The sequence below is a fragment of the Flavobacterium inviolabile genome, from assembly GCF_013389455.1.
Lineage (GTDB): Bacteria > Bacteroidota > Bacteroidia > Flavobacteriales > Flavobacteriaceae > Flavobacterium > Flavobacterium inviolabile.
On the sequence record NZ_CP058278.1, the window covers coordinates 1,100,709 to 1,127,086 of the forward strand.

25 protein-coding genes are annotated in these 26,378 nt (G+C 39.2%); 16 read left to right on the plus strand and 9 right to left on the minus strand.

From position 1 onward, the window contains the following. Window positions 1–36: 36 nt before the first annotated feature. A complete protein-coding gene (locus HW120_RS04865; RefSeq protein WP_177731389.1) occupies window positions 37–468 on the minus strand; it encodes a tellurite resistance TerB family protein in 432 nt (143 codons plus the stop codon). Window positions 469–611: 143 nt separating this feature from the next. Here HW120_RS04865 and HW120_RS04870 point away from each other — a divergent pair, with 143 nt between their 5' ends. The 3 genes from HW120_RS04870 (at window position 612) to HW120_RS04880 (ending at window position 3,379) form a co-directional block, all read left to right on the plus strand. After that, window positions 612–1,205 (plus strand): HupE/UreJ family protein, encoded by a 594-nt coding sequence (locus HW120_RS04870; protein WP_177731390.1) that lies wholly within the window; start codon window positions 612–614, stop codon window positions 1,203–1,205. A gap of 166 nt (window positions 1,206–1,371) precedes the next feature. Beyond that, on the plus strand, window positions 1,372–1,800 hold the full coding sequence (locus tag HW120_RS04875) for a deoxycytidylate deaminase (protein WP_177731392.1): 429 nt from the start codon (window positions 1,372–1,374) through the stop codon (window positions 1,798–1,800). A 1-nt stretch (window position 1,801) separates the two neighbouring features. After that, window positions 1,802–3,379, plus strand: a complete 1,578-nt coding sequence (locus HW120_RS04880) for a S41 family peptidase (protein WP_177731394.1) — start codon at window positions 1,802–1,804, stop codon at window positions 3,377–3,379. Between the two features lie 36 nt (window positions 3,380–3,415). Here the strand turns inward: HW120_RS04880 and HW120_RS04885 are convergent, their stop codons facing one another. From HW120_RS04885 to HW120_RS04890, 3 genes are all read right to left on the minus strand, one after another. Then, the gene (locus tag HW120_RS04885) at window positions 3,416–4,024 is read right to left on the minus strand and encodes an FAD-dependent oxidoreductase (protein ID WP_177731396.1); all 609 of its coding nucleotides are present in this window, start codon (window positions 4,022–4,024) and stop codon (window positions 3,416–3,418) included. Window positions 4,025–4,028: 4 nt separating this feature from the next. After that, window positions 4,029–4,229 (minus strand): hypothetical protein, encoded by a 201-nt coding sequence (locus tag HW120_RS17720; protein WP_246297037.1) that lies wholly within the window; start codon window positions 4,227–4,229, stop codon window positions 4,029–4,031. Window positions 4,230–4,291: 62 nt separating this feature from the next. Then, on the minus strand, window positions 4,292–4,867 hold the full coding sequence (locus HW120_RS04890) for a MarC family protein (protein ID WP_177731398.1): 576 nt from the start codon (window positions 4,865–4,867) through the stop codon (window positions 4,292–4,294). A gap of 214 nt (window positions 4,868–5,081) precedes the next feature. On the opposite strand from HW120_RS04890, the gene HW120_RS04895 reads away from it, so the two are divergent. From HW120_RS04895 to HW120_RS04920, 6 genes are all read left to right on the plus strand, one after another. Further along, window positions 5,082–5,648 (plus strand): DUF3109 family protein, encoded by a 567-nt coding sequence (locus HW120_RS04895; protein WP_177731400.1) that lies wholly within the window; start codon window positions 5,082–5,084, stop codon window positions 5,646–5,648. A gap of 281 nt (window positions 5,649–5,929) precedes the next feature. After that, the gene (locus tag HW120_RS04900) at window positions 5,930–6,907 is read left to right on the plus strand and encodes a ribonucleotide-diphosphate reductase subunit beta (RefSeq protein WP_177731402.1); all 978 of its coding nucleotides are present in this window, start codon (window positions 5,930–5,932) and stop codon (window positions 6,905–6,907) included. A 94-nt stretch (window positions 6,908–7,001) separates the two neighbouring features. Next, window positions 7,002–9,386 (plus strand): ribonucleoside-diphosphate reductase subunit alpha, encoded by a 2,385-nt coding sequence (locus HW120_RS04905; RefSeq protein WP_177731404.1) that lies wholly within the window; start codon window positions 7,002–7,004, stop codon window positions 9,384–9,386. 184 nt (window positions 9,387–9,570) lie between these two features. Beyond that, window positions 9,571–10,281 (plus strand): AAA family ATPase, encoded by a 711-nt coding sequence (locus tag HW120_RS04910; RefSeq protein WP_177731406.1) that lies wholly within the window; start codon window positions 9,571–9,573, stop codon window positions 10,279–10,281. A 51-nt stretch (window positions 10,282–10,332) separates the two neighbouring features. Next, window positions 10,333–11,673, plus strand: coding sequence for a dGTP triphosphohydrolase (gene dgt / locus HW120_RS04915; protein ID WP_177736190.1), 1,341 nt, complete (start codon window positions 10,333–10,335; stop codon window positions 11,671–11,673). Between the two features lie 90 nt (window positions 11,674–11,763). After that, window positions 11,764–14,409: a T9SS-dependent M36 family metallopeptidase gene (locus tag HW120_RS04920; protein WP_177731408.1), complete on the plus strand. Its 2,646-nt coding sequence runs from the start codon at window positions 11,764–11,766 to the stop codon at window positions 14,407–14,409. A gap of 39 nt (window positions 14,410–14,448) precedes the next feature. Here HW120_RS04920 and HW120_RS04925 read toward each other — a convergent pair whose 3' ends face one another. Both HW120_RS04925 and HW120_RS04930 read right to left on the minus strand, forming a co-directional pair. Continuing rightward, window positions 14,449–15,399 carry a DUF3078 domain-containing protein gene (locus HW120_RS04925; RefSeq protein ID WP_177731410.1) on the minus strand — a complete coding sequence of 317 codons (951 nt, stop codon included), beginning with the start codon at window positions 15,397–15,399 and terminating at the stop codon, window positions 14,449–14,451. A 46-nt stretch (window positions 15,400–15,445) separates the two neighbouring features. Further along, complete coding sequence (locus tag HW120_RS04930) at window positions 15,446–17,215, minus strand: 1-deoxy-D-xylulose-5-phosphate synthase (protein WP_177731412.1); 1,770 nt, start codon at window positions 17,213–17,215, stop codon at window positions 15,446–15,448. A 38-nt stretch (window positions 17,216–17,253) separates the two neighbouring features. Here HW120_RS04930 and HW120_RS04935 point away from each other — a divergent pair, with 38 nt between their 5' ends. Then, the gene (locus HW120_RS04935; RefSeq protein ID WP_177731413.1) at window positions 17,254–17,694 is read left to right on the plus strand and encodes a nucleoside deaminase; all 441 of its coding nucleotides are present in this window, start codon (window positions 17,254–17,256) and stop codon (window positions 17,692–17,694) included. A gap of 52 nt (window positions 17,695–17,746) precedes the next feature. Here HW120_RS04935 and HW120_RS04940 read toward each other — a convergent pair whose 3' ends face one another. Together HW120_RS04940 and HW120_RS04945 are read right to left on the minus strand one after the other, a co-directional pair. Next, on the minus strand, window positions 17,747–19,306 hold the full coding sequence (locus tag HW120_RS04940) for an Rne/Rng family ribonuclease (RefSeq protein ID WP_177731415.1): 1,560 nt from the start codon (window positions 19,304–19,306) through the stop codon (window positions 17,747–17,749). Between the two features lie 334 nt (window positions 19,307–19,640). Beyond that, window positions 19,641–19,952: an HU family DNA-binding protein gene (locus HW120_RS04945; protein ID WP_262888439.1), complete on the minus strand. Its 312-nt coding sequence runs from the start codon at window positions 19,950–19,952 to the stop codon at window positions 19,641–19,643. A gap of 116 nt (window positions 19,953–20,068) precedes the next feature. Between HW120_RS04945 and mutY the strand changes: the two genes are divergently transcribed. The 5 genes from mutY (at window position 20,069) to HW120_RS04970 (ending at window position 24,804) form a co-directional block, all read left to right on the plus strand. Beyond that, window positions 20,069–21,124, plus strand: coding sequence for an A/G-specific adenine glycosylase (mutY, locus tag HW120_RS04950; RefSeq protein WP_177731422.1), 1,056 nt, complete (start codon window positions 20,069–20,071; stop codon window positions 21,122–21,124). A gap of 42 nt (window positions 21,125–21,166) precedes the next feature. After that, a complete protein-coding gene (locus HW120_RS04955; protein ID WP_177731424.1) occupies window positions 21,167–21,610 on the plus strand; it encodes a single-stranded DNA-binding protein in 444 nt (147 codons plus the stop codon). 23 nt (window positions 21,611–21,633) lie between these two features. Further along, window positions 21,634–22,926 (plus strand): gliding motility-associated protein GldE, encoded by a 1,293-nt coding sequence (gene gldE / locus HW120_RS04960; protein WP_177731426.1) that lies wholly within the window; start codon window positions 21,634–21,636, stop codon window positions 22,924–22,926. A 3-nt stretch (window positions 22,927–22,929) separates the two neighbouring features. Continuing rightward, window positions 22,930–23,499: a gliding motility lipoprotein GldD gene (gldD, locus tag HW120_RS04965; protein WP_177731428.1), complete on the plus strand. Its 570-nt coding sequence runs from the start codon at window positions 22,930–22,932 to the stop codon at window positions 23,497–23,499. A gap of 79 nt (window positions 23,500–23,578) precedes the next feature. After that, window positions 23,579–24,804 (plus strand): IS3 family transposase gene (locus tag HW120_RS04970; RefSeq protein WP_394353019.1). Its coding sequence is split into 2 segments (ribosomal slippage): window positions 23,579–23,927 and window positions 23,927–24,804, totalling 1,227 coding nucleotides; the frame shifts between segments, so codons are not numbered across the junction. A 56-nt stretch (window positions 24,805–24,860) separates the two neighbouring features. Here the strand turns inward: HW120_RS04970 and HW120_RS04975 are convergent. After that, complete coding sequence (locus HW120_RS04975) at window positions 24,861–25,379, minus strand: cation transporter (RefSeq protein WP_177731430.1); 519 nt, start codon at window positions 25,377–25,379, stop codon at window positions 24,861–24,863. Between the two features lie 113 nt (window positions 25,380–25,492). Here HW120_RS04975 and HW120_RS04980 point away from each other — a divergent pair, with 113 nt between their 5' ends. Beyond that, window positions 25,493–26,356, plus strand: coding sequence for a DMT family transporter (locus HW120_RS04980; RefSeq protein WP_177731432.1), 864 nt, complete (start codon window positions 25,493–25,495; stop codon window positions 26,354–26,356). Window positions 26,357–26,378: the final 22 nt, after the last annotated feature.

The window sequence follows — 26,378 nt, forward strand, 5'->3', positions numbered from 1 at the left end:
AGCAATCAGGACTTTTTGTTTTTATAGCGGAATCTTTTATTTGTTCATGTTCTGCATTTCATATACAAAAGTATCCAGGTCCACACTCAGAACCAAAAGGGATAAGGCTTTGTCTACAATATAAGAAGCGTTTCCGGGTGTAAAGCCCAAAGCCAGAGTGAAACGCATTAAAATTTCTTTTTGTTTAGGACCTAAAATATGGTCTGCATAAACCATACGGGATAAATCATACAAACGTTCCAAACGTTGTGTGTATAAATAAGGAGGGTTAATAGGGTACTTTGAAGGGTTTTCCAGGATCTCTTCATATTCTTCCTTGGAAATTTCTAATTGGATAGCCAGTTTGTCTAAAAAGGCTCTTTCCTCATTGGTTAAATCACCGTCGGCGATTGCAACTCTTACAATAGCAGAAAAATGACCTTTATTTCTGTTCTTAAATTCGCTATCGAATAAATCTGAAAATGACATAATTTTTTGGTATTAATGGTGTTATGCAAATATACTTGTATTTCCAATCGTTTGAAAACAATTGAGAAGCTTTTATTGAGCAGTTAAATCAAATATCAAAATAAATTGTAAGTTTGAGAACCCAAATTAAATAAAATAAAATTATGTCGGAATTTTGGATATATTTTAATATCGGCCTGCGCCATGTGCTGGATATCAGGGCTTATGACCATGTGTTGTTTCTTATTGCTCTTGTTGTTCCTTATGCTTTTAAAGACTGGAAACGTGTGTTGCTTCTGGTAACCCTGTTTACCTTAGGACACACCCTTTCGTTATTGCTCTCGGTGTATGGCGTTGTTTATATAAAAGCCAGCCTGGTCGAATTTTTAATACCAATAACCATACTGGTTACGGCACTTTTTCATTTGTTTACTGCCGGGAAATCGGGTAAGAATGAAAGTGTGAGCTTTGTTGCTTTTGTAACCCTGTTTTTTGGAATCATACACGGTTTGGGTTTTTCCAACTACTTTAAAACACTGCTTCCGGGCGGTGCTTCAGACAAACTGCTGCCGTTGCTGGAATTTGCTTTGGGAATTGAAGGCGCACAGATCATTGTTGTACTGGTTGTGCTGATTTTATCGTATATTATTCAGACATTTTTCCGTTTTTCAAAACGCGACTGGACGCTGGTAATGTCTGCTTTTGTTATTGGAGTCGTATTGCCGATGATTATCGAAAGCGAAATTTGGAAGCGCTAATAAAAAATGCTTATCTTTTCAGTATCAGTAGCGAAACGTTTGCGTATTTTTGTAAAGCCTAAAATGCCGGCTGTTCGCGATAGCTTGTTGCAGTAACAAGCATGTATTGCCATCGGGGCAAACGGGAAACCATAGCGTTTTAGCTAAGGCTTAAAAGCAATCATTAATGAAAGAACAAAAGCGGAATAAATATGATAAAGCCTATTTGCGTATTGCGAAAGAATGGGGACAATTATCATATTGTAAAAGAAAACAGGTTGGAGCAATAATTGTCAAAGACCGGATGATTATCTCCGATGGATACAATGGGACACCTTCAGGATTTGAAAACTGTTGTGAAGACCATGAGGGGATGACAAAATGGTATGTACTGCATGCAGAAGCCAATGCTATTTTAAAAGTAGCCAGTTCTACACAGTCCTGCGAAGGAGCGACACTTTATATAACACTTTCGCCCTGTAAAGACTGCAGTAAGCTGATTCACCAGGCGGGAATTAAAAGAGTGGTCTATTATGAAGGCTATAAAGATGATGCCGGATTGGATTTCCTGAGAAAGGCAGGCGTAGAAGTAGATCATATTACAGACTTGGAATAATATGAGAATCAAAAAAATATATTTGCCCGTTATCATCGCTACGGCCATAGCCGTTGGGGTACTTATTGGCGGCTATCTGAATTTTTCGGCACCCACAGCTACATTTTCATCCAATGCAAGTAAAAACAAGCTCAACAAACTGCTTGATTTTATTAATAATGAATATGTCGATGAAGTGAATACCGATTCTATTGTGGATATTACGGTTAACGGTATTCTTGAAAAACTGGATCCGCATTCGGTATACATTGCAAAAAATGAATTTGAAGCCATTTCCCAAAGCATGAAAGGGGATTTTGTAGGTATCGGGGTTAACTTTTATACCTATAAGGATTCGGTAGCGGTAATCAAACCTATAGCGGGAGGACCGTCTGAAAGAGCCGGGATAAAAGCCGGCGACCGGATTTTGTTTGCCGGGAATACCAAACTTTTCGGAAGAAAAATTTCCAACGACACCCTTTTTTCAAAGCTGAAAGGCGAAGTGGGCTCTAATGTGGAGCTGACGATTTACCGAAAAAGTGAAAATAAAAAATTCAAAGTAAAGGTTACCCGCGATGTTGTGCCTATTAAAAGTGTTGATGTGGCGTTAATGCTGGACAATCAAACGGGATATATTAAAATTAACCGGTTTGCCGAAACCACCTATGATGAATTTCACAAAGGTTTGCTGCAGTTAAAAGCGGCCGGAGTGCAGCAGCTGATCGTTGACGTGCGCAACAACGGCGGCGGTTATATGGAAAAAGCAGTGGAAATAGCCGATGAGTTTCTGAAAGATAAAGAGCAGATCGTAAAGATCAAAAACCGTAAAGGAACAGAAGAAGTAACCTATGCCACTTCCAAAGGCGCTTTTGAAAACGGTAAATTATACATGCTTATTGATGAAAACAGTGCTTCTGCAAGTGAAATCTTAGCCGGAGCCATTCAGGATGACGACAGGGGGATAATTGTAGGCAGACGTTCTTTTGGTAAAGGATTGGTGCAGCGTGAAATGCCTTTGGGTGACGGTTCTGCTGTTCGCTTAACGGTGGCACGTTATTATACGCCATCCGGACGTTCTATCCAGAAGCCTTATAATAAAGGAGCGGATGATTATTTCAGTGATTTCGAAAAACGTTTTGAAAGCGGTGAACTGTATGCCTTTGATAGTATTAAAGTGGCGGACAGCCTGAAATTTAAAACCAAAAAAGGCAAAATTGTATACGGCGGCGGCGGAATCATTCCGGACATCTTTGTTCCGCTGGAAGGAAAACACGGCGATGAAGCCTTAACGATGATCATGCAATCCGGAATTGTAAGCTATTTTGTTTTTGAAGAAGTCGATAAAAACAGAAAAGAATTTGAAAAGTTAAACGCTGTTCAGGTTGAAGAGAAAATCAGGAATACCGATTATTACTTTAACGGGTTTAGAAAGCACCTTTCCAAAAGCGGTTTGATCTTTAATCTTGAAAAACACCAGGATGTGGTAAAACAATATTTGGCAGCGGAGTTTGTGCGACAGCTCTTTAACGAACAAAAATATTATCAGATCATCTTAAAACAGGACCCGATGATTAAGGCTGTTTTAAGTGCAAAAAAATAGGGAGACATTGTCTCCCTGTTTTTTTATATGCTGGTGTTATTTTCGAATACTGTCGTGTGAATGGGTTTCAATGCCGCCATTCCATAAGGTCAGGATGTCGGTGGCAACAGCTGCACCGCTTCCGGCTGCAATAGCCAGCTGACTTCTCCATCCGGCTAATGTTCCGGCTGCATAAATGCCTTCGGCAACAAGATGGTCGTTGTTTTTTAATTGAATTCGGTTCTTTTCTGCCAATGACTTTCTATGCGGTTCAATATACTGTGTTAAACCTTCAATGCTAAACAGATTGGAAGCACCAATGGCAACTACAATTATTTTTGACTGATAAGAAGCTTTGTTGGTGGTTACCGTAAAATTACCATAACTTCCGGTTACGCTAATAACCTTTTCATCGGCAATCTGCTCGATATGCGGATAGGTCATCGCCAGGTGTTTAGTACTTTCGGTCAGGATCTCAGCGCCCGGTTTTCCGGCAGGAATGCCATAGGCGTTGTTAAAAAGCGCATCTTGTAATGCTGACGCTTTTTGATGGGTGATAATACCGATCTTTTTATCGGCTACGAAATTTTTCTTGTGTGCGGAGCCTAAAATCAGGGCACAGGATACCCCGGCTACACCGCCACCAATAATTAAAACATCAAACATGAATCTAGTTTCCTTTTGTTTTTTCTTCGATGGCTTTCGACATCTTAAAGATAAGTAAAATACAAACAGCACATAAAGAAGCTACGATTCCTATTAGCGCCACTAAACTGTTGCCTTCGAAAAGATTTGAAAAATCTAAAAGAGTTACATTAAAAATGATTAACCCTATTGCAGCAGCAATTAGTATGTATGAGAAAATTTTCATTGTAATTAAAAAAAAGAACTACGAGTAGTTAAATTATGGCGGTGAAATTAATAAAAATCTGCTTAAATAAAGAGACCTTTAACATTAGCTGCAAATAATTTAACAGCAATCGCTAAAAGCACTACTCCAAATACCTTTCGGATCACGCCCAATCCGTTTTTGCCTAATGTTTTTTCAATTTTGGCAGATGACTTTAAGACCAGGTACACAATTAATATGTTGGCTACAATACCAAAGATGATATTGATTGTCTGGTATTCCGAACGAAGGGATAATAAAGTGGTCATGGTTCCGGCACCGGCAATCAGCGGAAATGCGATTGGTACAATGGAAGCCGTATTGGGAGCATCGTCTTTATATAACGTGATGCCAAGAATCATTTCCAAAGCCAGGAAGAACAATACAAAGGAACCGGCTACGGCAAACGAATTCACGTCAATACCGATTAATTTCAGGATTTCATCACCTACAAACAGGAAGGAAATCATGATCACCGCGGCAACAATCGACGCTTTTTCAGACTGAATATGTCCTACCTTGTTGCGTAAATCTACGATAATAGGAATGCTTCCGAAAATATCGATAACCGCAAATAATACCATTCCTACCGTAAAAATTTCTTTCCAATCGAATCCCATGACTTGTTTTTTTGAGGGTGCAAAATTATGTATTATTCTAACAAAATTATATAAAAACAAGTTAATTTTTAACAAAAAAATAAAATATCTGTATTTAAGGCTGCTTTTTTTGTTTATACTGCAATAAAGCTGTTTGGAGTGAGATGGTTTTTGATTCGCATTAATGCTTTAAACTTTGTACCTTTGCCGGATAAATTTAGAATCGGAAGTAAAAATGTTTCAATTAGGTAAAACCATTGTGTCTGAGGAAATTCTTGAAAAAGAGTTTGTATGTAATTTGTCGGCTTGTAAAGGAGCCTGTTGTGTGGACGGGGATGCCGGTGCGCCGCTTGATGAAAACGAAACTAAAATTTTAGCGGAAATATATCCTATTGTAAAGCCGTTTCTTCGTCCGGAAGGTATTGCTGCTATTGAAGCGCAGGGAACTTCTATTGTTGGGGAAGACGGTGAATTAGAAACACCTTTAATTAACGGAGCCGACTGTGCTTACGTTATTTTCGATGGAAAAACCGCGCTTTGCGGTATAGAGCAGGCGTATAATCAGGGATTGGTAGACTGGAAAAAACCGGTTTCCTGCCACCTGTATCCAATTCGCGTTAAAGACTTTTCGGAATTTGCAGCTGTTAACTATCACAAGTGGCATATTTGTGATGATGCCTGTTCGTTAGGAAAGGAATTGGAAGTGCCGGTATATAAATTTGTAAAAGAAGCTTTGGTTCGGAAATTTGGACAAGACTGGTATGATGAGCTTGAAAAAGTAGCCGAAGAACTCAAAGCATAAAGCTTCAAAAAAGAATCGTTTCCTTTAGGCTTTAAGCCAATGTATTTACTGCTTTTCGGGCAGGTTTTCGTTGTTTTTTGATTTTTTGTAAATTGTTGAAATTCAAAAATTTAGACTTTAATAATGACCTTGAAAGAATTTTCTTCGGTTGTTAAAAACTCGTTCCAATTGTGAATAAGTTTGGCTGGGTTTGACTTTCTTTTTACATTTCAAATGACAACCTTTGTAGGGGTTCTTTCTGGGAATCTTTAAAATTATAATTCTATAAAAGTCAACATACTATGTCAGCAGTCGAACCAATTTTACAAGAAAACAAAGATCGTTTTGTGATTTTTCCTATCAAACACCATGATATCTGGGAATGGTACAAAAAGATGGAAGCTAGCTTTTGGACGGCGGAAGAAATTGATCTTCATCAGGATTTAACCGACTGGAATACCAAGTTAAATGAGGATGAGAAATATTTTATCAAACATATTCTGGCATTTTTTGCGGCTTCTGATGGTATTGTAAATGAAAACCTGGCTGAAAACTTCGTGAATGAAGTACAGTATGCCGAGGCGAAATTCTTTTACGGTTTCCAGATCATGATGGAAAACATCCACAGTGAAACCTATTCGCTTTTAATTGATACGTATGTAAAAGACGAAGCGGAAAAGAACCAGTTGTTCCACGCTATTGAAGTGTTTCCGGCAATTAAGAAAAAAGCGGAGTGGGCGTTGAAATGGATTGAGTCCGATTCGTTTGCAGAGCGGTTAATTGCTTTTGCAGCGGTTGAAGGAATCTTCTTCTCAGGAGCTTTCTGTTCTATTTTCTGGTTGAAAAAACGCGGATTAATGCCGGGACTGACATTTTCGAACGAGCTGATTTCCCGTGATGAAGGAGTGCATTGTGATTTTGCAGTGCATTTACACAACCACCATTTGGTTAATAAAGTATCGAAAAACAGAATTAAAGAGATTATTACAGATGCACTGAATATCGAAAGAGAATTTATTACAGAATCGTTACCGGCGAGTTTGATCGGGATGAACTCTGTATTGATGATTCAGTATCTGGAATTTGTTGCCGACAGATTGTTGGTGGAATTGCAGTGCGAAAAAGTATATAATGCAACAAACCCGTTTGATTTTATGGACATGATTTCGTTACAGGGAAAAACAAATTTCTTTGAAAAACGAGTTTCCGAATATCAGAAAGCGGGCGTTATGAATAAAGATACCGATTCGCAGAAAATTAGCTTCGACGCTGATTTTTAATCGACATGTATTCCCTTTTTGGGAAAGTTTAAGCAGAAAACAAAAAAGGTTTTCTCACAATTTTTAATTAATCACTCATAAATTTTTCAATAATATGTATGTAGTAAAAAGAGACGGACGAAGAGAACCTGTAATGTTTGATAAGATTACAGATAGAGTTAGAATTCTATGCTACGGATTAAACGACCTGGTTGATCCTGTAAAAGTAGCCATGCGTGTTATTGAAGGTTTGTATGATGGAGTAACAACATCCGAATTGGATAATTTAGCTGCCGAAACGGCAGCGTCAATGACCGTTTCGCATCCGGATTATGCACAGTTGGCAGCGCGAATTGCGGTATCCAACCTGCACAAGAATACTAAAAAATCATTCTCGGAAACCATGACTGACATGTATCAGTATGTTAATCCGAGAACCAATCAGGATTCACCGTTAATCTCCGATGAGGTTCACGAAGTGATTATGGCAAATGCCGAACGATTGGATTCTACAATTATCTATAACAGGGATTTTAATTACGATTATTTCGGATTTAAAACCCTGGAGCGTTCTTATTTGCTGCGTATCAACGGGCAGATCGTAGAGCGTCCGCAGCACATGTTAATGCGTGTTTCCGTTGGAATTCACCTTAACGATATTGAATCGGCTATCGAAACGTATGAGTTAATGTCTAAAAAATTCTTTACACATGCAACACCAACGTTATTCAATGCCGGAACACCAAAACCGCAAATGTCTTCATGCTTCCTGTTAGCCATGCAGGATGACAGTATTGACGGTATTTACGATACATTAAAACAAACGGCTAAAATTTCCCAGTCTGCCGGCGGAATCGGATTATCGATCCACAACGTTCGTGCAACCGGTTCGTATATTCGTGGAACAAACGGAACATCAAACGGAATCGTACCGATGCTTCGTGTGTTTAACGATACGGCCCGTTATGTAGACCAGGGCGGTGGAAAACGTAAAGGAAGCTTTGCTGTTTATGTAGAGCCGTGGCATGCGGATATTTTTGATTTCCTTGATTTGAGAAAAAATCACGGTAAAGAAGAAATGCGTGCCCGTGACCTTTTTTATGCAATGTGGATGAATGACCTTTTCATGAAAAGAGTTCAGGAAGACGCTTCATGGACTTTAATGTGTCCGAACGAATGTCCGGGATTATATAATGTTTACGGCGATGAGTTTGATGCGATGTACATTGCCTATGAAAATGCTGGAAAAGGCAGAAAAACAATAAAAGCCCGTGAACTATGGGAAAAAATCCTGGAATCTCAAATTGAAACAGGAACACCTTATATGCTGTATAAAGATGCGGCAAACCGAAAATCAAATCAAAAGAATTTAGGAACAATCCGTTCTTCCAACCTGTGTACGGAAATCATGGAATACACATCGGCAGATGAAATTGCTGTTTGTAACCTGGCTTCCATTTCGTTACCGATGTTTGTAGAAAACGGGGCGTTTAACCATGAATTGCTTTTTGATGTAACGAAACGTGTAACACGCAACCTGAATAAAGTAATCGACAGAAACTACTATCCTGTTCAGGAAGCGGAAAACTCAAACATGCGTCACCGTCCGGTTGGATTGGGAGTGCAAGGTCTGGCGGATGCTTTTATCTTACTGCGTTTGCCTTTCACCAGCGATGAAGCTAAAAAACTGAACCAGGAAATCTTTGAAACCATGTACTTTGCTGCAGTTACTGCTTCGATGGAAATGGCAAAAGAAGAAGGGCCATATTCAACTTTCCAGGGATCACCGATCTCTCAGGGAGAATTCCAGTATAATCTTTGGGGATTAAGCGATGAAGAATTAAGCGGTCGTTGGGATTGGAAATCACTGCGTAAAGAAGTAATGGAACACGGAGTGCGTAACTCTTTGTTGATGGCACCGATGCCAACAGCTTCCACGTCTCAGATTTTAGGAAACAACGAAGCTTTTGAACCATATACATCCAATATTTATACAAGACGGGTATTGTCTGGTGAATTTATTGTAGTAAACAAGCATTTATTACATGATTTGGTAAACTTAGGATTGTGGAATGAAAGCCTGAAACAGGAAATCATGCGTGCAAACGGTTCTATCCAGGATATCGATGCGATTCCTCAGGATATTAAAGAATTGTACAAAACCGTTTGGGAAATGAGTATGAAAGATATTATCGATATGTCACGTCACAGAGGATATTTTATCGATCAGTCCCAGTCGTTAAACCTGTTTATGGAAGGAGCTACTTTTGCAAAACTAACATCAATGCATTTCTATGCGTGGCAATCCGGATTAAAAACAGGAATGTACTATTTAAGAACGAAGAGTGCGGTTGACGCGATCAAGTTCACATTGAATAATGATAAAAAAGAAGAAACACCATCTGTAAAAGAAGAGGAAATTGCAGTTGACGAATTCCGCGCCATGCTGGAACGTTCTAAAAATGCAGAACCGGACGATTGCGAAATGTGTGGTTCATAATTCTGGAATGAAACTATAAGAATAACAGGCAGCTACTTGAAAAGGTAGCTGTTTTTTTACTGTAGAAAATAGTAGAAAGAAAGAATATATAAAGAACAGTTGTCATTTGACAGCTGTTTTGTTTTTAAAGAAATTGTATTTGTACATTTGTGAATAAGTCCTAACGTATAAAACCGGAATAATTTTGAGTACTTTATATTTTACAGACAGGAGTAATATCAACCTGGAAGATGTTGTTTTTAACGAAGCGGTATCCGGACAGATCAATCAGTTTTTAAAGGAATACCAGTATCGGGAAATTTTGGAACAGTATGAACTGCCGGTAGTCAACAAAATGCTGCTTTACGGAAAAACCGGCTGTGGGAAAACAATGACGGCAAAAGCCATAGCAAAACGGCTCGATAAGAAAATCATCATTGTAAACCTGGCGAGTATCGTGTCGTCCAAACTGGGCGAAACAGCAAAGAATATTGAAGGACTGTTTAAAGAAGTATTGTATGAAAGCGCCGTATTGTTCTTTGATGAATTTGATTCGTTGGGGCAAATCCGGGATTATGATAACAAAGACAGTAGCGAGATGAAAAGGGTTGTCAATGCCATTTTACAGCTGATTGATAACTTCCCGAAAAAATCCATTCTAATTGCGGCAACCAACCAGATACAGATGATTGATGAAGCTTTGGTACGCCGGTTTGAATTAAAGCTGGAATTTACCTTGCCTTCCAAAGATGTGCTGGATAAATATTACACCCATTTATTGTCTAAGTATCCGGTACCATTCCAAAAACTGGAACGCATCTATGACATTTCATTTGCAGAGGCAAAAAACCATGTTTTTAAAGAAGTGAAAAACAATATTATTCAGGCAGAGATAGCCAAACAACAAAATAATTAATCCTATTTTGAATCAGAACAATTCAGAATATATAATATAAGGAATCCAATGATGAACTGGGAACAGCTCTTGTCCTTAAAAAGACAAGGCGATACAAGCAAACGTTTAAGAAAAGAACAGGATGATACCCGGCTGGGTTTTGAAGTTGATTACGACAGGATCATCTTTTCATCTGCCTTTCGAAGCTTACAGGATAAAACGCAGGTTATTCCGCTTTCGAAAACCGATTTCGTACATACGCGGTTAACGCACAGTTTGGAAGTATCGGTTGTGGGACGTTCTTTAGGCCGTTTGGTTGGAAAGAAAATCTTAGAAAAATATCCTCATTTAAAAGAAATACACGGTTTCCACATGAACGATTTCGGAACGATTGTAGCGGCAGCTGCTTTGGCACACGATATCGGGAATCCGCCGTTTGGACATTCCGGCGAAAAGGCGATAGGGGAATATTTTAAAACCGGAAACGGCTTGCAGTATCAGGCGCAACTGGAACCTAAAGAATGGCAGGATCTGGTGGACTTTGAAGGAAATGCCAATGGCTTTTCGGTACTGACCGGTTCCCGTCCGGGTAATGAAGGCGGGCTTCGGATTTCCTATGCCACCTTAGGAGCCTTTATGAAATATCCGAAAGAAAGCCTTCCTAAAAAACCTACGGCTAATATAGCCGATAAGAAATTCGGCTTTTTCCAGACCGATAAAGAATTTTTTAAAGACGTAGCGGCAGAACTGGGGATGCTGTCCAATAAAAAAACGGAAGATATCGGGTTTGAAAGACATCCGCTGGCATTTCTGGTTGAAGCGGCAGACGATATTTGCTATACCATAATCGATTTTGAAGACGGTATTAATCTGGGTCTGGTAGATGAGGACTTTGCTCTGGAATACCTTATTAATTTAGTAAGGCATACGATCGATAACAAAAAATACAATACCCTTACCACAAAAGAAGACCGTATCAGCTACCTGCGTGCTTTGGCGATCAGCAGCTTGATAGGCGATGCCGTAAAGGTCTTCCTTGAAAATGAAGAAGCAATTCTTCAGGGGAACTTCCATGTAGCCCTGATGGACAAAAGCCAGTACAAAGCCCAGATGGACGACATTATCAAGATTAGTATTAAGAATATCTATCAGAGCCGTGAGGTAATTGAAAAAGAAATCATGGGTTACCAGATTATCAATACGTTGCTGGATAAATTCTGTACAGCATACAATAATAAATTTGAAGGCAAGGCAACCAATTATGATATCCTGATCTTAAAATTATTGCCGGAGAAATTTATAACCGAAAAAATGAAACTTTATGAACGGCTGATGCATATCTGTCATTTCGTTTCGATGTTAACTGACGGTAAAGCTTTACAAATCTTTAATATTATAAAAGCCGGGATTTAATTCTTACTGATAAATTAACGCTATTTTTTTGTTAAGTGGAATAAAAGTTTAATTTTGTGATACTTAAATTAAAAAAGCTAACTACAAATTATGAAAAAAACTACCCTATTGATGCTAATGTTAGCAAGTGGCGTAGGATTTGCCCAATCCCAAAATGAGCAGATTCAGCGATATCTGGCTAATAATCATCAAAAACTTGGATTAACGAAGCAAGATGTTGAGGACTGGTTTGTTGAAAGTGAAGCGAGTTCTTCCACTACAAAAATCAATAACTATTATGTTAAGCAGCGGTATAAAGGAATCGAAATTTTTAATGCAATAACCAATTTTTCTGTTAAAAACGGAGAGGTTATTAATGTTGGAAATCGGTTTGTTCCGGGAATATCGGCAAAGATCAATACGGTTACTCCGGTTTTATCAGTGCTTGACGGCTTCCAGAAAGCGTTAAGCCTGTTGAAAGTACAAACGTTCAGCAGCCAGGTTGTTACTACAATCAGCAATAAAGAATTTAAATTGTCTAACGGAACGTTACAGGATGATCCGGTAAGTGCAGAATTGGTGTTCCAGCAAATGGAAGACGAATCGTTGCGTCTGGCCTGGGATTATACGTTTTATACTTCCGATTACAAGCATTTATGGAGTGTTAGAATCGATGCTGTAAACGGTAAACTTCTGGAAAATTTTGACTTGGTTTTAAGTTGTAATTTTGGTGATGCGAATCACAAAGAGCACAACCACTCCATGAACTTTGGCAATAAAGCGTTTAAAGAAGCAAATTCTTTTGCGCAGGTACAGTCGGGATCTTACCGTGTGTACCCATTCAATGTGGAAAGTCCTAATCACGGTAACAGAGAGTTGTTGGTTTCTCCGGATAATGCGCTTGCTTCTCCTTACGGATGGCATGATATTAACGGAACAGCCGGCGCGGAATTTACCATTACAAGAGGAAATAACGTTTGGGCAAAAGAAGATATTGCCGGAACAAACGGAAACGGAGCAAGTCCGGACGGAGGTGCAGGATTGGTTTTTGACTATCCTTACGGCGGAACCGGAGTAGCAGCGTCTACTTATACGAATGCTGCAACGACAAACCTGTTCTACATGAATAATATCATGCACGATATCATGTATCAGTATGGTTTTAATGAAGTTAACGGTAACTTCCAGCAGAATAATTATGGAAAAGGAGGAACAGTTACCCTTCAGGGTGATGCTGTTTTAGCTGATGCACAGGATGGAAGCGGAACAAATAACGCAAACTTTTCCACACCGGTTGACGGACAGCGCCCGAGAATGCAGATGTATTTATGGGATGTTGGACCAAGACCTAAATTTTTCGAGATTCATTCCCCGGCTTCTTTAGCGGGTAGCTATGTAGCGGTTGACAATAACTTTACTAACGGTCACGTGGCATTGCCGGTGCAGCCTGCAGGGATTACGGCTAATGTGGCCCTGTTCAATGACGGTGTTCCGGATAATGCAGATGCTTGTACAGCAGCTATAAACGGTGCAGAATTGAACGGTAAGATCGTAATGATCAAAAGAGGAACCTGTTCTTTTGTTGAAAAAGTTATGTTTGCTCAGAATGCAGGAGCACTTGCAGTTATCGTGGTAAACAATTTAGAAGAAGATATCGTGATGGGTGGTGATAATGCAGCGATAACAATCCCTGCTATTTCCATCAGACCTTCTGTTGGAAATGCTATGATCGCAGCCATGCAAAACGGAACACTTAATTTAACGATTGCTATTCAGCCGGTTAACTTTGTGAATTCTGATGGCGATTTTGATAATGGTGTTATTACACACGAATACGGACATGGTGTTTCTTCCCGTTTAACCGGCGGACCGGCTAATGCGGCTTGTTTAACAAGTTCAGAGCAAATGGGAGAAGGATGGTCAGATTTCTTTGCTTATATGTTGCAGATGAAAGCTGGTGATTCTCCGGTTGTTGGTAAAGGTATTGCTACTTTCTTGGCCAATCAGCCTACAGACGGAAGAGGAATCCGTGCTTTTAAATATTCAACGGATTTAGCTATTAACCCGCTTACTTACGGAGATACAAATGGTTTAACCTATGTAGACGCTAACGGAACAACAAGAATTGATGTTCACGCTGTAGGAACGGTTTGGGCTAGTGTATTATGGGATTTAGCCTGGGCTTATGTTAACAAATACGGATACGATGCGAATATGTACACCGGTACCGGTGGAAATAACAAAGTTTTAAGACTGGTTATTGACGCTTTAAAATTACAGCCTTGTAACCCTTCATTCGTTTCCGGTAGAAATGCTATTATTGCAGCAGATCAGGCAACGACAGGCGGACAGGATTTCTGTATGATCTGGGATGTATTTGCAAGAAGAGGATTGGGTGTTAATGCTTCGGCTGGAACCAATTCCGGTATTGCCGGTATTAACGACCAGGTGGAAGATTTTACAACGCCGCCACAGGGACCTAACTGTACGTTAGCAGTAGACTATTTCCAGAATGAAGATATGATCAAGGTATATCCTAACCCTTCAAACGGAACGTTCAATGTGTTTATTGGAAACTACAGCGGAAAAGTGACACTTGAAGTATTTGATATAAACGGTAGAAAAGTGTACAACCAAAAAGTTGACGACTTCAATATCGAAAAAACAATAAATCTGAAAGGATTACAATCAGGAATGTATATTCTTAAGATTGATGGAGATAATCTAAGTTATACGAAGAAGGTTATATTAAATTAATTCTAATAAAAAAGGTTCCGAAAGGAACCTTTTTTGTTTTTAAAAAGTATAGCTCAATCCTACACCGAGTAATTGTTTAAACTGGATTTTAGGACCTTGTGTAACCTGTACGCCGTCTATCTCCTTTTTCGATTTGATGTCATCGTCATAAACGAGATTGGTACCGATATTGGCTTTTACATATTGATTTACGACCAGATCAAGCTGTACCTGCCAGTCTACATCGACATTGCCAAAATTATTCAGGTAATCGGTATAAAGGCTTAATCGATGATCCAGGAAAATATTTTTATAGATTTCATTCTTCCATTGGTTGGTGACTAAAATTCCCACTTCTGTCCGCGACTTTTTACCATGCCTGATCAGATTACCATCTGCGTCATAAACCGCTTTGTCAACCCCGAAAGCCCCCTGGTCGGCTAAACGCTGATCCAGTACTAAAGTGGTTTTTTGTGTCAGCGGAGAAAAATAGGCATTCAGCTTTTTTTCTTTATTGGAATATTCTGCTCCTACACCCAGAAACCAGTAAGCCGGGGCAAAAGCCTTCGAAATTGCCAGATCCGTATTGGGATAAGCATAACCGCTTGTAAACTGCGTGTTGAAATTTAATTTCGCACTGTGGTACCAGTTTGAAATACTATCATGACGGTATCCGATGGTGGAATTAAGCTGTACCGCATCATCCGTTTTCCGTAATTCCCTTTCTTCCTGCTTATTTACGCCATAGCGCACGATTAATTCGTTTTTCCATCTAAGATTGCCTTTGGTGTAGTTTCTTAGGAAAGCGCCCTTTAAAAGGCCGGAAATGGAGTTGTTTCCTCCGACGCTCCAATTGATAAAGGCAATCTGGCTGAAATCGAGGCCGATAACGTTCTTTTTGTGCCAGTAGGTGGTGGTGTCGGGGATTGTTGTTCTTACAACGTCTTGTGCATTACTTTTTGAAATAGTTAAAATAAAAAGTAATCCGATTAGATACGGAGTAATTTTCATGATCAAATAGAGTTTTTAATTTTGTAATAGGCAAAAGTGCTTACATTCAGAGGCTTGATAAAAAATTCTTCAAACTGATAACGTCAATTTTGCAACTTTGTTGTTGCTCAATAACTGTGCCGTGTTCAATGAAAAAATCCGGTACCCCCAGTTTTTTAACACTTACAGGGTAATTATTATCGGTTATAAAAGCAGTAACAAGACTGCCGAAGCCGCCGATGATGCTGCCATCCTCAATGGTTATGATAGTGGTGTGTGTGTTACAGATTTCATGCAGGCTTTGTTCATCCAGTGGTTTTATAAAAGGAAAATGATAATGCGAAAATAAAGCCGCATCCTGTATTTCGTTTAAAGCCGCAGTAATATTATTGCCGATTGTGCCGGTAGATAGTATGGCTGTTTGGGTACCTTTTTGCAATAGTCTGGCTTTGCCGATCTCAATTTTTTCAAAAGGCAGCTGCCAGTTGCGGATATAGCCTCTTCCTCTCGGATAGCGTATCGCAATAGGATGTTCCAGTCCTGTCTGTGCGGTGTACATCCCGTTTCTCAGTTCGATCTCATTAAGCGGAGCAAACAGGATAAGGTTCGGAATACAGCTCAGGTAGGCAATGTCAAATACACCCTGGTGGGTTGCGCCGTCTTCGCCGACAAGCCCTGCACGGTCCAGGCAAAAAATTACCGGAAGATCCTGTAGTGCCACATCGTGGATAACCTGGTCGTAAGCCCGTTGTAAAAAGGTAGAATAAATGTTGCAAAAAACAACCATTCTCTGTGTTGCCATTCCGGCGGCCAGTGTTACGGCATGCTGTTCGGCTATGCCCACGTCAAAGGCACGCGACGGGATTTCCTCCATCATGAATTTCATGGAAGAACCGGTTGGCATAGCGGGTGTGATGCCGATTATTTTTTCATTCTGTCGGGCCAGTTCCACTAGGGTTAAACCAAAAACATCCTGGAATTTTGGCGGCAGATGATCTTCAGATTTGGGAATTATCTCACCGGTTACTTTGTCGAATTTTCCCGGTGCATGGTATTTCACCTGGTCTTTTTCGGCCTGTTCCAGTCCTTTTCCTTTGGTGGTGATAATATGAAGGAATTTAGGACCTTTTTTATTTTTAAGACGGTTCAGCTCACTTAACAAAAGAGGGATGTCATGACCGTCAATAGGACCGGAATAATCAAAATTCAGGGAACTGATCATGTTGTTCTCTTTCGGATTCTTTCCGGCTTTTACCGAAGTCAGGTAATCTTTAAGAGCACCTACGCTGGGATCTATCCCAATGGCATTGTCATTCAGGATAACCAGTAAATTGGCATCGGTTACCCCGGCGTGATTCAGTCCTTCAAAAGCCATTCCGGAAGCTATGGAAGCATCGCCAATTACGGCGATGTGCTGTTTTTCCGTTTCTCCTTTCAGGTTGGACGCAATGGCCATTCCGAGTGCGGCCGATATTGCCGTGGAGGAATGCCCGACACCAAAAGTATCGTAAATGCTTTCGCTGCGTTTCGGGAAACCGGATATGCCGTTCAGCTGCCGGTTCGTATGAAATATTTCGGCTCTTTCAGTCAGTATTTTATGTCCGTAAGCCTGGTGGCCTACATCCCAGACCAATAAATCTTCAGGGGTATTGAAAATATAATGAAGCGCTATCGTAAGTTCGACTACTCCAAGGCTTGCGCCTAAATGGCCTTCTTTGACAGCAACAATATCAATTATAAAGTCGCGTAATTCCTGTGCTAAAACCGGAAGTTGTTCAACCGGAAGCTGCCGTAAATGGACTGGAGATTGAATATTTGGTAAGAGTTTTTCGGACATGCAGCAAAGGTACAATTTGAAATTGTATTTTTGTTTTTATGGAAAATATTTTCACCGACGATTATTTTATGAAAAAGGCTTTGCAAGAGGCCGAAATTGCCTTTGAAAAAGGGGAGATTCCTGTAGGCGCCATAGTGGTTATAGACAATCGGGTTATTGCCAGAAGCCATAACCTGACGGAGTTGTTAAACGATGTTACAGCACATGCCGAAATGCAGGCAATTACTGCATCGGCTAATTTTTTAGGCGGGAAATACCTGAAAGACTGCACGCTTTATGTAACGCTGGAGCCTTGCCAGATGTGTGCGGGGGCGTTATACTGGAGCCAGATTTCTAAAATCGTATTTGGTGCCCGCGATGAACAGCGCGGATTTCAGAAAATGGGAACACAGCTGCATCCCAAAACGCTTGTTACCGGCGGAGTTATGGAAAATGAATGTGCTGCTTTAATGAAGGAGTTCTTTAAGAAAAAACGATAATATACACATATAAAAAAAACCGCTAATCAGTTAAGAATAGCGGTTTTTTAGTTTATTTAATTTCATTTCCCTGTTTGTCAAAGAAATGGTATTCTAAATACGTGTAAGCATCACGAGGTATAATTTTCACCCATTTTTTATGTTCAAAAAACCATTTTGAACGTAATGATGGAAAACCTTTTGTAAGGTATGCAGCCACGAATGGATGCGCATTCAGAACCACTTTGCTGTGATCCTTTAAAATTCTTTCTAGATCAGCTGATATCTTATCAACAATCAAGATTGGAGCTTCGATTTCCCCGTTTTCATTATTCGGGTTTTCTTCTCTTGTTTTGATATTAACTTCAGGTCTGACTCTTTGTCTAGTGATTTGAATTAATCCAAATTTACTAGGAGGCAAGATTTTATGTTTTGCTTTGTCATCGCTCATTTCTTCTTTTAAGAAATCATAGAGTACTTTGCGGTTGTCAGGATTGGACATATCGATAAAATCGACTACAATAATACCACCCATATCTCTTAATCGCAGCTGTCTTGCAATTTCTGCAGCAGCTATCAGATTAACTTCAAGAGCAGTGTCTTCCTGATTTTGCGCTTTGTTGGAACGATTACCGCTGTTAACGTCAATGACGTGTAATGCTTCGGTGTGTTCTATGATTAAGTAAGCTCCTTTACTCATAGAAACCGTTCTTCCAAATGACGTTTTAATTTGTCGCTCTATATTGTATTTCTCAAAAAGAGGTAACTCTTTCGATTGATAATGCTTAACAATAGATACTTTTGAAGGAGCTATTTCTTGCAAATACTCCTTTGTTTGATAATACAGATCCTCATCATCTATGTGAATACCGGTAAAGGTATCATTAAATACATCTCTCAATATTGAGGAGGCTCTGTTGAGTTCACCTAATACTTTTGAAGGATGATGAGCTGTAGGGATTCGCTTACACATTGCTGTCCATTTGTCCAGTAAATTTTGTAAGTCTTTGTCAAGTTCAGCTACTTTTTTGCCTTCTGCTACTGTTCTGACAATAACACCAAATCCTTTTGGTTTGATAGATTGAACCAAACGTTTTAAGCGGTCTTTTTCTTCTTTGGATTCAATTTTTTGAGAAATCGAAATCCGGTCCGAAAAAGGAACTAAAACAACATACCTGCCGGCTAAAGAAAGCTCTGAGCTTATTCTCGGGCCTTTTGTGGATATGGGTTCTTTAACTACTTGAACTAAAATCGACTGGTTGGCGCTTAATACATCAGAGATGGCGCCATCTTTGTTGATTTCAGGTTCAAAAGGAAAGTTTTTTAGGGAGAAATCTTTTATTTTACCTGCGCTTACAAGTTTTATGAATTTTATTAAAGAAGATAGGTTTGGTCCTAAATCGTGATAATGTAAAAAGGCGTCTTTTTCAAAGCCTACATTTACAAAAGCAGCGTTTAGTCCCGCAACCGGTTTCCTGATTTTGGCAATAAAAATATCGCCCACCTGAAAGCCGTTGCCGTTTTTGTCGCCCTCTTCTTTGTGTAATTCAATTAGTTTTCCATCTTTTAATAAGGCAAAATCTACAGCATCTGAACCAGATCGGATAATTAATTCCTTGTTCACATGGTACATTTTTATCCATACATGACCATTGTGTTTTGCAAGGCAAAACAGCAACTAAACGTATAGATGGATTAAACATTAATTTACAGGTTAAACCCGCGAAATTAAAGATTTGAGGTGCTAAAAAACCGATTTGTAATATAAATCGCTCTTTTTTGAGTCAAATACGATAATTTCAATTTCAATGAACTTTAAACTTTAAAAAGAAAAAAGTAGTTTTAAACTACTTTTTCTTCTTGTGACGGTTAGCTCTCGCTCTTTTTTTACGTTTGTGAGTCGCTACCTTATGTCTTTTTCTTTTTTTACCACTTGGCATAAATTGTAGTGTTTAGTGATTAATAAATTAGTTAACTTTTACTTCAGTATTCGTTTTCACGCCATCAACAAAAATTTTTGCTGGTTTGAAAGCTGGAATGTTGTGGGCAGGAATCTTTATTGTAGTGTTTTTAGAGATATTTCTACCTGTTTTTTCTGCTCTTGTTTTGATGATAAAGCTACCAAAACCTCTTAAGTATACATTGTCACCAGTTTCTAATGAGTTTTTTACTTCGTCCATAAAAGACTCAACTGTTGCTTGTACATCTCCTTTTTCTAGACCCAATTTTTCGGAAATTTTCGCTACGATGTCTGCTTTCGTCATTTTCTTTCGATTTATATTGATGTGTAATTTTTTGAGTTTGCAAATATAGCAATTAAAAATACAATATTTCAACCTTAATTGATTAAAATTTAATTACATAAAGTTTTATTTTTGTTGACTAATTTTTTAGAATGCATTTTACTAACTTGTTAATTCAATGGTATTTACAAAATAAACGTGATTTACCCTGGAGAAAAACAACGAATCCGTATCCTATTTGGCTGTCAGAAATCATGTTGCAACAAACGCGAGTTGCGCAGGGTTTGCCCTATTTTTTGTCTTTTACGGAGGCTTTTCCAACGGTTCGTGATCTGGCAGATGCCGAAGAGGAACAAGTGTTAAAACTCTGGCAGGGTTTGGGGTATTATTCCCGTGCCCGTAACCTTCATGCTACGGCCAAACAGGTTGCGTATGAAATGGGTGGGGTATTTCCCGGTACTTATAAGGAGTTGCTAATATTAAAAGGAGTGGGTGAATATACGGCCGCCGCAATCGCTTCCATTGCTTATGGTGAGCCCGTTCCGGTGGTAGACGGTAATGTGTTCCGGGTGTTGTCCCGCTATTTTGATGTGGAAACGGATATTGCTTCTCCGGCGGCTAAAAAAGAATTTAAAGAGCTGGCGGCAGCTTTGTTGCCCAAAGAACAGGCGTCCTTGTTTAATCAGGCGATGATGGAATTTGGTGCTTTGCAATGTGTGCCGAGGAATCCGGATTGCGGAAGCTGCGTTTTTAATGACAGTTGTGCGGCATTGCAAAAGAAAAAAGTAGACAGCCTGCCGGTGAAATTAAAAAAGACAAAAGTTGTTAACCGCTATTTTAATTACCTTATTCTAAAGGATGTCAATGAAAGATCGCTGGTTGCGAAAAGAGAAGCAAAAGGGATCTGGCATGGATTGTATGAATTTCCGCTGTTTGAAACCAGTCAGGATATAGGGCAGGAGGAAATGGCGGGGCTGCTGCAAAACAGCGGGCAGGATTGGAGCAGGGAGGGAATTGAAACATCGGATCTGAGGTTGCTGAACACTAAAAAAATAATCCATAAACTTTCGCACCAACACCTGCACATCCATTTTTGGGAGCTGAAAACAGACAAGCCACTGGTTGGCGGAATGTCTTTTCCGGAGATTGAAAAGCTGCCCTTTCCGATAGTGATCTATAATTTTATTGAAGAGTATAGAGCAAAGTGAATAGAAATTAGTATATTTGAGTGAATAAAACAGGTATCAGCCATGAACGGAACGGTAAATAAAGTTATGTTAATAGGACATTTGGGAGATGATGTAAAAATGCATTATTTCGAAGGCGGAAATTGTATAGGACGTTTCCCTTTGGCTACTAATGAGGTCTATATTAACAAATCCACTAACGAGAGAATCACTTCTACGGAATGGCACAATCTTGTGGTCAGAAATAAAGCGGCTGAAATATGTGAAAAATATCTTTCTAAAGGAGATAAGATTTATGTAGAAGGGCGTATCAAGTCCAGACAATGGCAGGCAGAAGACGGAACTACAAAATATACAACAGAAATCCAGGTTACGGAATTTACTTTTTTAACAACTAAAAAGGAAATTGAAAACAATAAACAGGGATTCTCTTCGTCATCAGATCCTTCGAAGCCTTCTTTTGACGGGCCAAATACGTCAGGTCAGAATGATGACATGCCGTTTTAATTGTTTAACTAAATTGATTTGATTTGGACCCAGGCCCCGTCAGTTTAATAAGTATAATAGATTTTAACCTTATTTTTTTAATAATAGGAATACTTTTCCTGTTGTTTTGTTCTGCATTGGTTTCCGGTGCAGAAGTCGCTATTTTTTCCCTGAACAGAAAAGAGATTGACGATTTGATATCGGCCAATACGAATAAAGGAAAACAAATCAGCAGGCTTTTGGAAACACCCAAAAAGCTGTCCATGACTTTTCTGGTCGCCAATAACTTTCTGAACATTACAATTGTGGTGCTTTTTTCCTATTTTGGAAACCGCGTTTTTTCCGAAGGAATGGCGCTGAGCACGAAAGTAATCCTTGAAATTGCCATAGTGGCGGTATTGATCCTGTTTTTTGGGGAAGTACTGCCTAAAATGTATGCCACCCGGAATAATGTAAAATTTGCCAAAGGGGTCAGCACGTTTGTGGTTTTTTTAACCGGACTGCTAACGCCGGTAAGTGTTCCGCTTCGGCAGATCATCCTGTATCTGCATAAAAAAATAGGGAAAGAAAAAGAAAACTTTTCAGTAGATCAGCTGTCGCAGGCATTGGAAATGACCGACTATGGCGATGCAACCAAAGAAGAACAGAAAATACTGGAAGGCATAGTAACGTTTGGTAATACGGAAGTGCGCCAGGTTATGAGTCCCCGTATTGATGTTTTTGCCTTAAATATTGAAGAAACATTTGAAGAGATTTTTGCTAAGATCGTAGATAAAGGCTATTCGAGAATACCGGTTTATAAAGAAGATATCGATCATATTGAAGGCGTTTTGTTTGTAAAAGACCTGATTCCGCATATTGATAAAACCGATTTTGAATGGCAGACCTTATTAAGGAGTCCGTTTTTTGTTCCCGAAAATAAAAAACTCGATAACCTGCTAAAGGAATTTCAGGGTATGAAAAACCATCTTGCAATAGTAGTTGATGAATATGGCGGAACCTCCGGCCTGATATCGCTGGAAGACATACTGGAAGAAATTGTGGGAGATATCAGTGATGAGTTTGATGATGAAGATATTGTCTTTTCGCAGATTGATGCCAAAAACTTCCTGTTTGAAGGGAAGATAAGCCTGAAAGATTTTTACAGGATCGTCCCGGTCGATGAAGAGGTTTTTGAAGCCAATAAAGGGGAATCGGAAACTTTGGCCGGATTTATTTTAGAGATTTCCGGAAATTTTCCAAAAAAGCACCAGAAAATAAATTTTGCAGATTGTATATTTACCGTCGAATCGGTCGATAAACGCCGTGTGAAACAAATTAAAGTTACACTGCTTTAAAAAATGAATAGAAAATTAAGAAATACCGGATTACTGCTGCTAATGGGAATAGGCTTCTTGTTTACAGCCTGTAAAGGTGATGTAGTGCCAAAGCCAAAAGCACACCTGCGATTGGAATACCCTATGCCGGAATACAGAATGTTTACGGATGGCTGCGCTTTTACTTTTGATGTGAATACGCTGACGAAGATAACCGAAAAAGGAGCCTGTGGCTTTAATATTGTGTATCCGAAAATGAAAGGGACCATTTACATCGATTATAAGCCGGTAAATAATAATATTGATGTCTTGTTAAGAGATGCGCAGAAACTAACGTATGAGCACGTTATTAAAGCGGACGACATACAGGAACAGCCGTTTGTGAACCGTAAAGATAAAGTTTACGGAATGTTTTACCAGGTGGGCGGCGATGCGGCTACGAATGCACAGTTTTATGTAACGGACAGTACGAGGCATTTTATTGTGGGATCGGTTTATTTTTATGCAAAACCAAATTTTGATTCCATTATGCCGGCGGCAAGTTATATTAAAAACGACATGCGGGAAATCATGCAAAGCATACGATGGAAATAAAAAAAAGCGAACTATTCAGTTCGCTTTTTTTTATACTATTGTCCCGTCCTGAAATAAGTTGACACAAAATCGACTTATTATGAAAGACACAACAACAACGCGAGTTAAGCGTACTCAAAAGGATTATAATATGGCTTTTAAATTAGCTGTAGTTTCCCGAGTTGAACAAGGCGAAATGACCTATAAACAGGCTCAAACTGTTTACGGTATCCAAGGCAGAAGTACTGTTTTGGTTTGGCTGCGAAAATATGGTAACTTAGACTGGAGTAAACCAAATCTGTTATTTATGTCTAAATCTAAAGAAACCCCGGCTCAGATTATTAAACGATTAGAGAAAGAACTGGCAGATGAGAAGCTTCGAAATAAGATCCTCAATACGATGATCGACATTTCTGATAGTCAGTACGGAACCCAGATCCGAAAAAAGTTTTCTCCCAAACCATCTTCCGACTCCGGGAAGGAGCAGGAATAAGTTTGTCCAAAAGTTGCCGATTGTTTGGGATAAGTAGGCAAGCTATATATCAGGAACAAAAAAGAATCCTCGATCGGGAATCTGAGTTACTCAAAGTAAAGCATCTGGTTCTTTCTTTGCGATTGGAAATGCCACGTATAGGGACACGTAAACTATATTACCTACTTTCGAAGCAATTTGATCAACAGGGTGTAAAGATAGGTCGTGATGCCTTATTTGGTTATCTAAGAAGGGAGAAGTTACTTGTTAAACCAATGAAGAGTTACACTAAAACTACCTATTCTAAACATTGGCTACACAAGTACGAAAATCTTTTGAAAGAGTGTGAGATTAAACGTCCTGAACAGGTATATGTAAGCGACATCACTTATGTCAAATCATCCCGGAAAACCCATTATCTGTCTTTAGTTACTGATGCTTATAGCAGAAAAATAATGGGGTATAAGCTGAGTGATGATATGAGTTCTGAAAATGTGGTACAGGCATTAAAAATGGCTATACAGAATAGGAAATCAACATTACCCCTGATACATCACTCCGATAGAGGATTACAATATTGTTCTAAAATTTATCAGGAAGTATTAGCTAAAAACGGTATTACACCCTCTATGACTGACGGATATGATTGTTATCAAAATGCTTTAGCTGAAAGAATAAACGGAATTTTAAAAAACGAATTCTTGTTTTATAAATGCAAAGATGGTCAGACTTTAGGAAAGCTTATAAAAACAGCGATAGAAACGTATAATGCTAAAAGACCTCATTTGAGTTTAATGATGAAAACGCCTAATTTTATACATGAAAAAACCAGCCAGGTAAACCTGACTGGTTAATATATTTTTATTCTAAAATCTGTCAACCTATTTTAGGACGACTCATATGTGTCTGGTTATGCCTTTTTAACGTCAGTGTCTTTTTTAGCATCTGTGGCACAGCTTTTAGGAGCGTCTCCTTTTTTATCGGCACATGATTTTTTAGCATCAGCCGAACAGCATTTTTTACCTTCTGCTTTTTTCGGTTCCTGATCCATAACCATTGCTTTGTCACCAGATGATTTTACGCTGGTAACTTTGTATGTTTTTCCGTCGGCAACACCTTCGACAGTTTGTGTCAGGGAAGTAGTTGACTGTTTGTTTGCATCAAATTCTACAGTAGCTGTTTTGGTTTCAAAATCAACTTTGGCAGAAGTAACGCCTTCCAGGTGGGATAATTTATTTTCAATAGTGGCTGCACAGCCCATAGCGCAGGTCATTCCTTCAATGTTCATGCTGGCTGTTTCCATTTTTGCTGCTACGTCTTTTGACGCTTCTGTTGCGGTTGCTGCAGTAGTGTTTTTATCTTCTTTTTTACAACTAACCAATACAAAAGCGGTTAAAGCAAATACAGCTATTTTTTTTGTGAAATTCATGATGGTGTTTTTTTAAGATTAAAAAGCTCTTTTGTAAAGAGTTACAAAATTATAAAAAAACAGGCGTTTTTTCGTTTTAATATTGGAATTTTACACCTTAAAATTGATAGAAAATGACAAAACAGCTAAAGTGGGTTTTACTGATAGGGCTTTCCCTGATATGGGGGAGTTCTTTTATTTTAATCAAAAGAGGATTGGTCGGATTATCGCCTTTTCAGCTGGGAGCTTTACGGATATTGTTTGCTGCTGCCTTTTTGCTGCTGATAGGATTTAGAAGCCTGCCGAAAATTCCGCTGGGAAAATGGAAATATATTGCGCTGACGGCTTTTGTGGGAACATTTATGCCGGTGTTTCTTTTTTCTATTGCCCAAACGGAAATCAGCAGTTCAACCAGTGCGATTCTGAATTCGTTAACACCGCTGAATACCTTATTGCTCGGTGCTTTTGTTTTCGGGCTGGAATTTCAGCGAAGACAATTCTTCGGTGTACTGATAGGACTGATAGGCTGTGTGCTGCTCATTTATTCCGGAGCGCAGAGCAATCCCAATCAGAATTACTATTATACTTTGTTTGTGGTCGTGGCGGCAATCTGCTATGCAATGAATGTCAATCTGATTAAAAAATACCTTTCCGATCTGAATACGCTGAGTATTACTACCGGGAACTTTGTTGTGCTGACCATTCCGGCATTGATAGTGCTGTCCTGTACCGATTTCTTTCAGGTTGCCGGTAAACCGGAAGTTCAGGAGTCGGCGATGTATATTGCTATTCTGGGTATTGTAGGAACCGGAATTGCAAACATTGTCTTTTTCCGGTTAATACAGATCTCATCGCCCATTTTTGCGTCTTCCGTTACCTATTTAATTCCGGTGGTTGCTTTTGTGTGGGGTATATTGGATCATGAAAAAATGGAATTCTTTCAAATTGTAGGCGCCCTGATAATTTTAGTCGGAGTGTATTTCTCCAGCAGGAAATAAAGAAAAAGACCGCCGGAAGGCG

Bases quoted from the DNA above. Each gene is read 5' to 3' on its own strand.
- HW120_RS04940 (WP_177731415.1), bottom strand. From the start codon at position 19,306: ATGTACCATGTGAACAAGGAATTAATTATCCGATCTGGTTCAGATGCT.
- HW120_RS04930 (WP_177731412.1), bottom strand. From the start codon at position 17,215: ATGTCCGAAAAACTCTTACCAAATATTCAATCTCCAGTCCATTTACGG.
- HW120_RS04880 (WP_177731394.1), top strand. From the start codon at position 1,802: ATGAGAATCAAAAAAATATATTTGCCCGTTATCATCGCTACGGCCATA.
- HW120_RS04890 (WP_177731398.1), bottom strand. From the start codon at position 4,867: ATGGGATTCGATTGGAAAGAAATTTTTACGGTAGGAATGGTATTATTT.
- gldD (WP_177731428.1), top strand. From the start codon at position 22,930: ATGAATAGAAAATTAAGAAATACCGGATTACTGCTGCTAATGGGAATA.
- HW120_RS04980 (WP_177731432.1), top strand. From the start codon at position 25,493: ATGACAAAACAGCTAAAGTGGGTTTTACTGATAGGGCTTTCCCTGATA.
- HW120_RS04885 (WP_177731396.1), bottom strand. From the start codon at position 4,024: ATGTTTGATGTTTTAATTATTGGTGGCGGTGTAGCCGGGGTATCCTGT.
- HW120_RS17720 (WP_246297037.1), bottom strand. From the start codon at position 4,229: ATGAAAATTTTCTCATACATACTAATTGCTGCTGCAATAGGGTTAATC.
- HW120_RS04905 (WP_177731404.1), top strand. From the start codon at position 7,002: ATGTATGTAGTAAAAAGAGACGGACGAAGAGAACCTGTAATGTTTGAT.
- mutY (WP_177731422.1), top strand. From the start codon at position 20,069: ATGCATTTTACTAACTTGTTAATTCAATGGTATTTACAAAATAAACGT.
- HW120_RS04920 (WP_177731408.1), top strand. From the start codon at position 11,764: ATGAAAAAAACTACCCTATTGATGCTAATGTTAGCAAGTGGCGTAGGA.
- HW120_RS04955 (WP_177731424.1), top strand. From the start codon at position 21,167: ATGAACGGAACGGTAAATAAAGTTATGTTAATAGGACATTTGGGAGAT.
- HW120_RS04925 (WP_177731410.1), bottom strand. From the start codon at position 15,399: ATGAAAATTACTCCGTATCTAATCGGATTACTTTTTATTTTAACTATT.
- HW120_RS04975 (WP_177731430.1), bottom strand. From the start codon at position 25,379: ATGAATTTCACAAAAAAAATAGCTGTATTTGCTTTAACCGCTTTTGTA.
- HW120_RS04895 (WP_177731400.1), top strand. From the start codon at position 5,082: ATGTTTCAATTAGGTAAAACCATTGTGTCTGAGGAAATTCTTGAAAAA.
- HW120_RS04935 (WP_177731413.1), top strand. From the start codon at position 17,254: ATGGAAAATATTTTCACCGACGATTATTTTATGAAAAAGGCTTTGCAA.
- HW120_RS04875 (WP_177731392.1), top strand. From the start codon at position 1,372: ATGAAAGAACAAAAGCGGAATAAATATGATAAAGCCTATTTGCGTATT.
- HW120_RS04870 (WP_177731390.1), top strand. From the start codon at position 612: ATGTCGGAATTTTGGATATATTTTAATATCGGCCTGCGCCATGTGCTG.
- dgt (WP_177736190.1), top strand. From the start codon at position 10,333: ATGAACTGGGAACAGCTCTTGTCCTTAAAAAGACAAGGCGATACAAGC.
- HW120_RS04900 (WP_177731402.1), top strand. From the start codon at position 5,930: ATGTCAGCAGTCGAACCAATTTTACAAGAAAACAAAGATCGTTTTGTG.
- HW120_RS04865 (WP_177731389.1), bottom strand. From the start codon at position 468: ATGTCATTTTCAGATTTATTCGATAGCGAATTTAAGAACAGAAATAAA.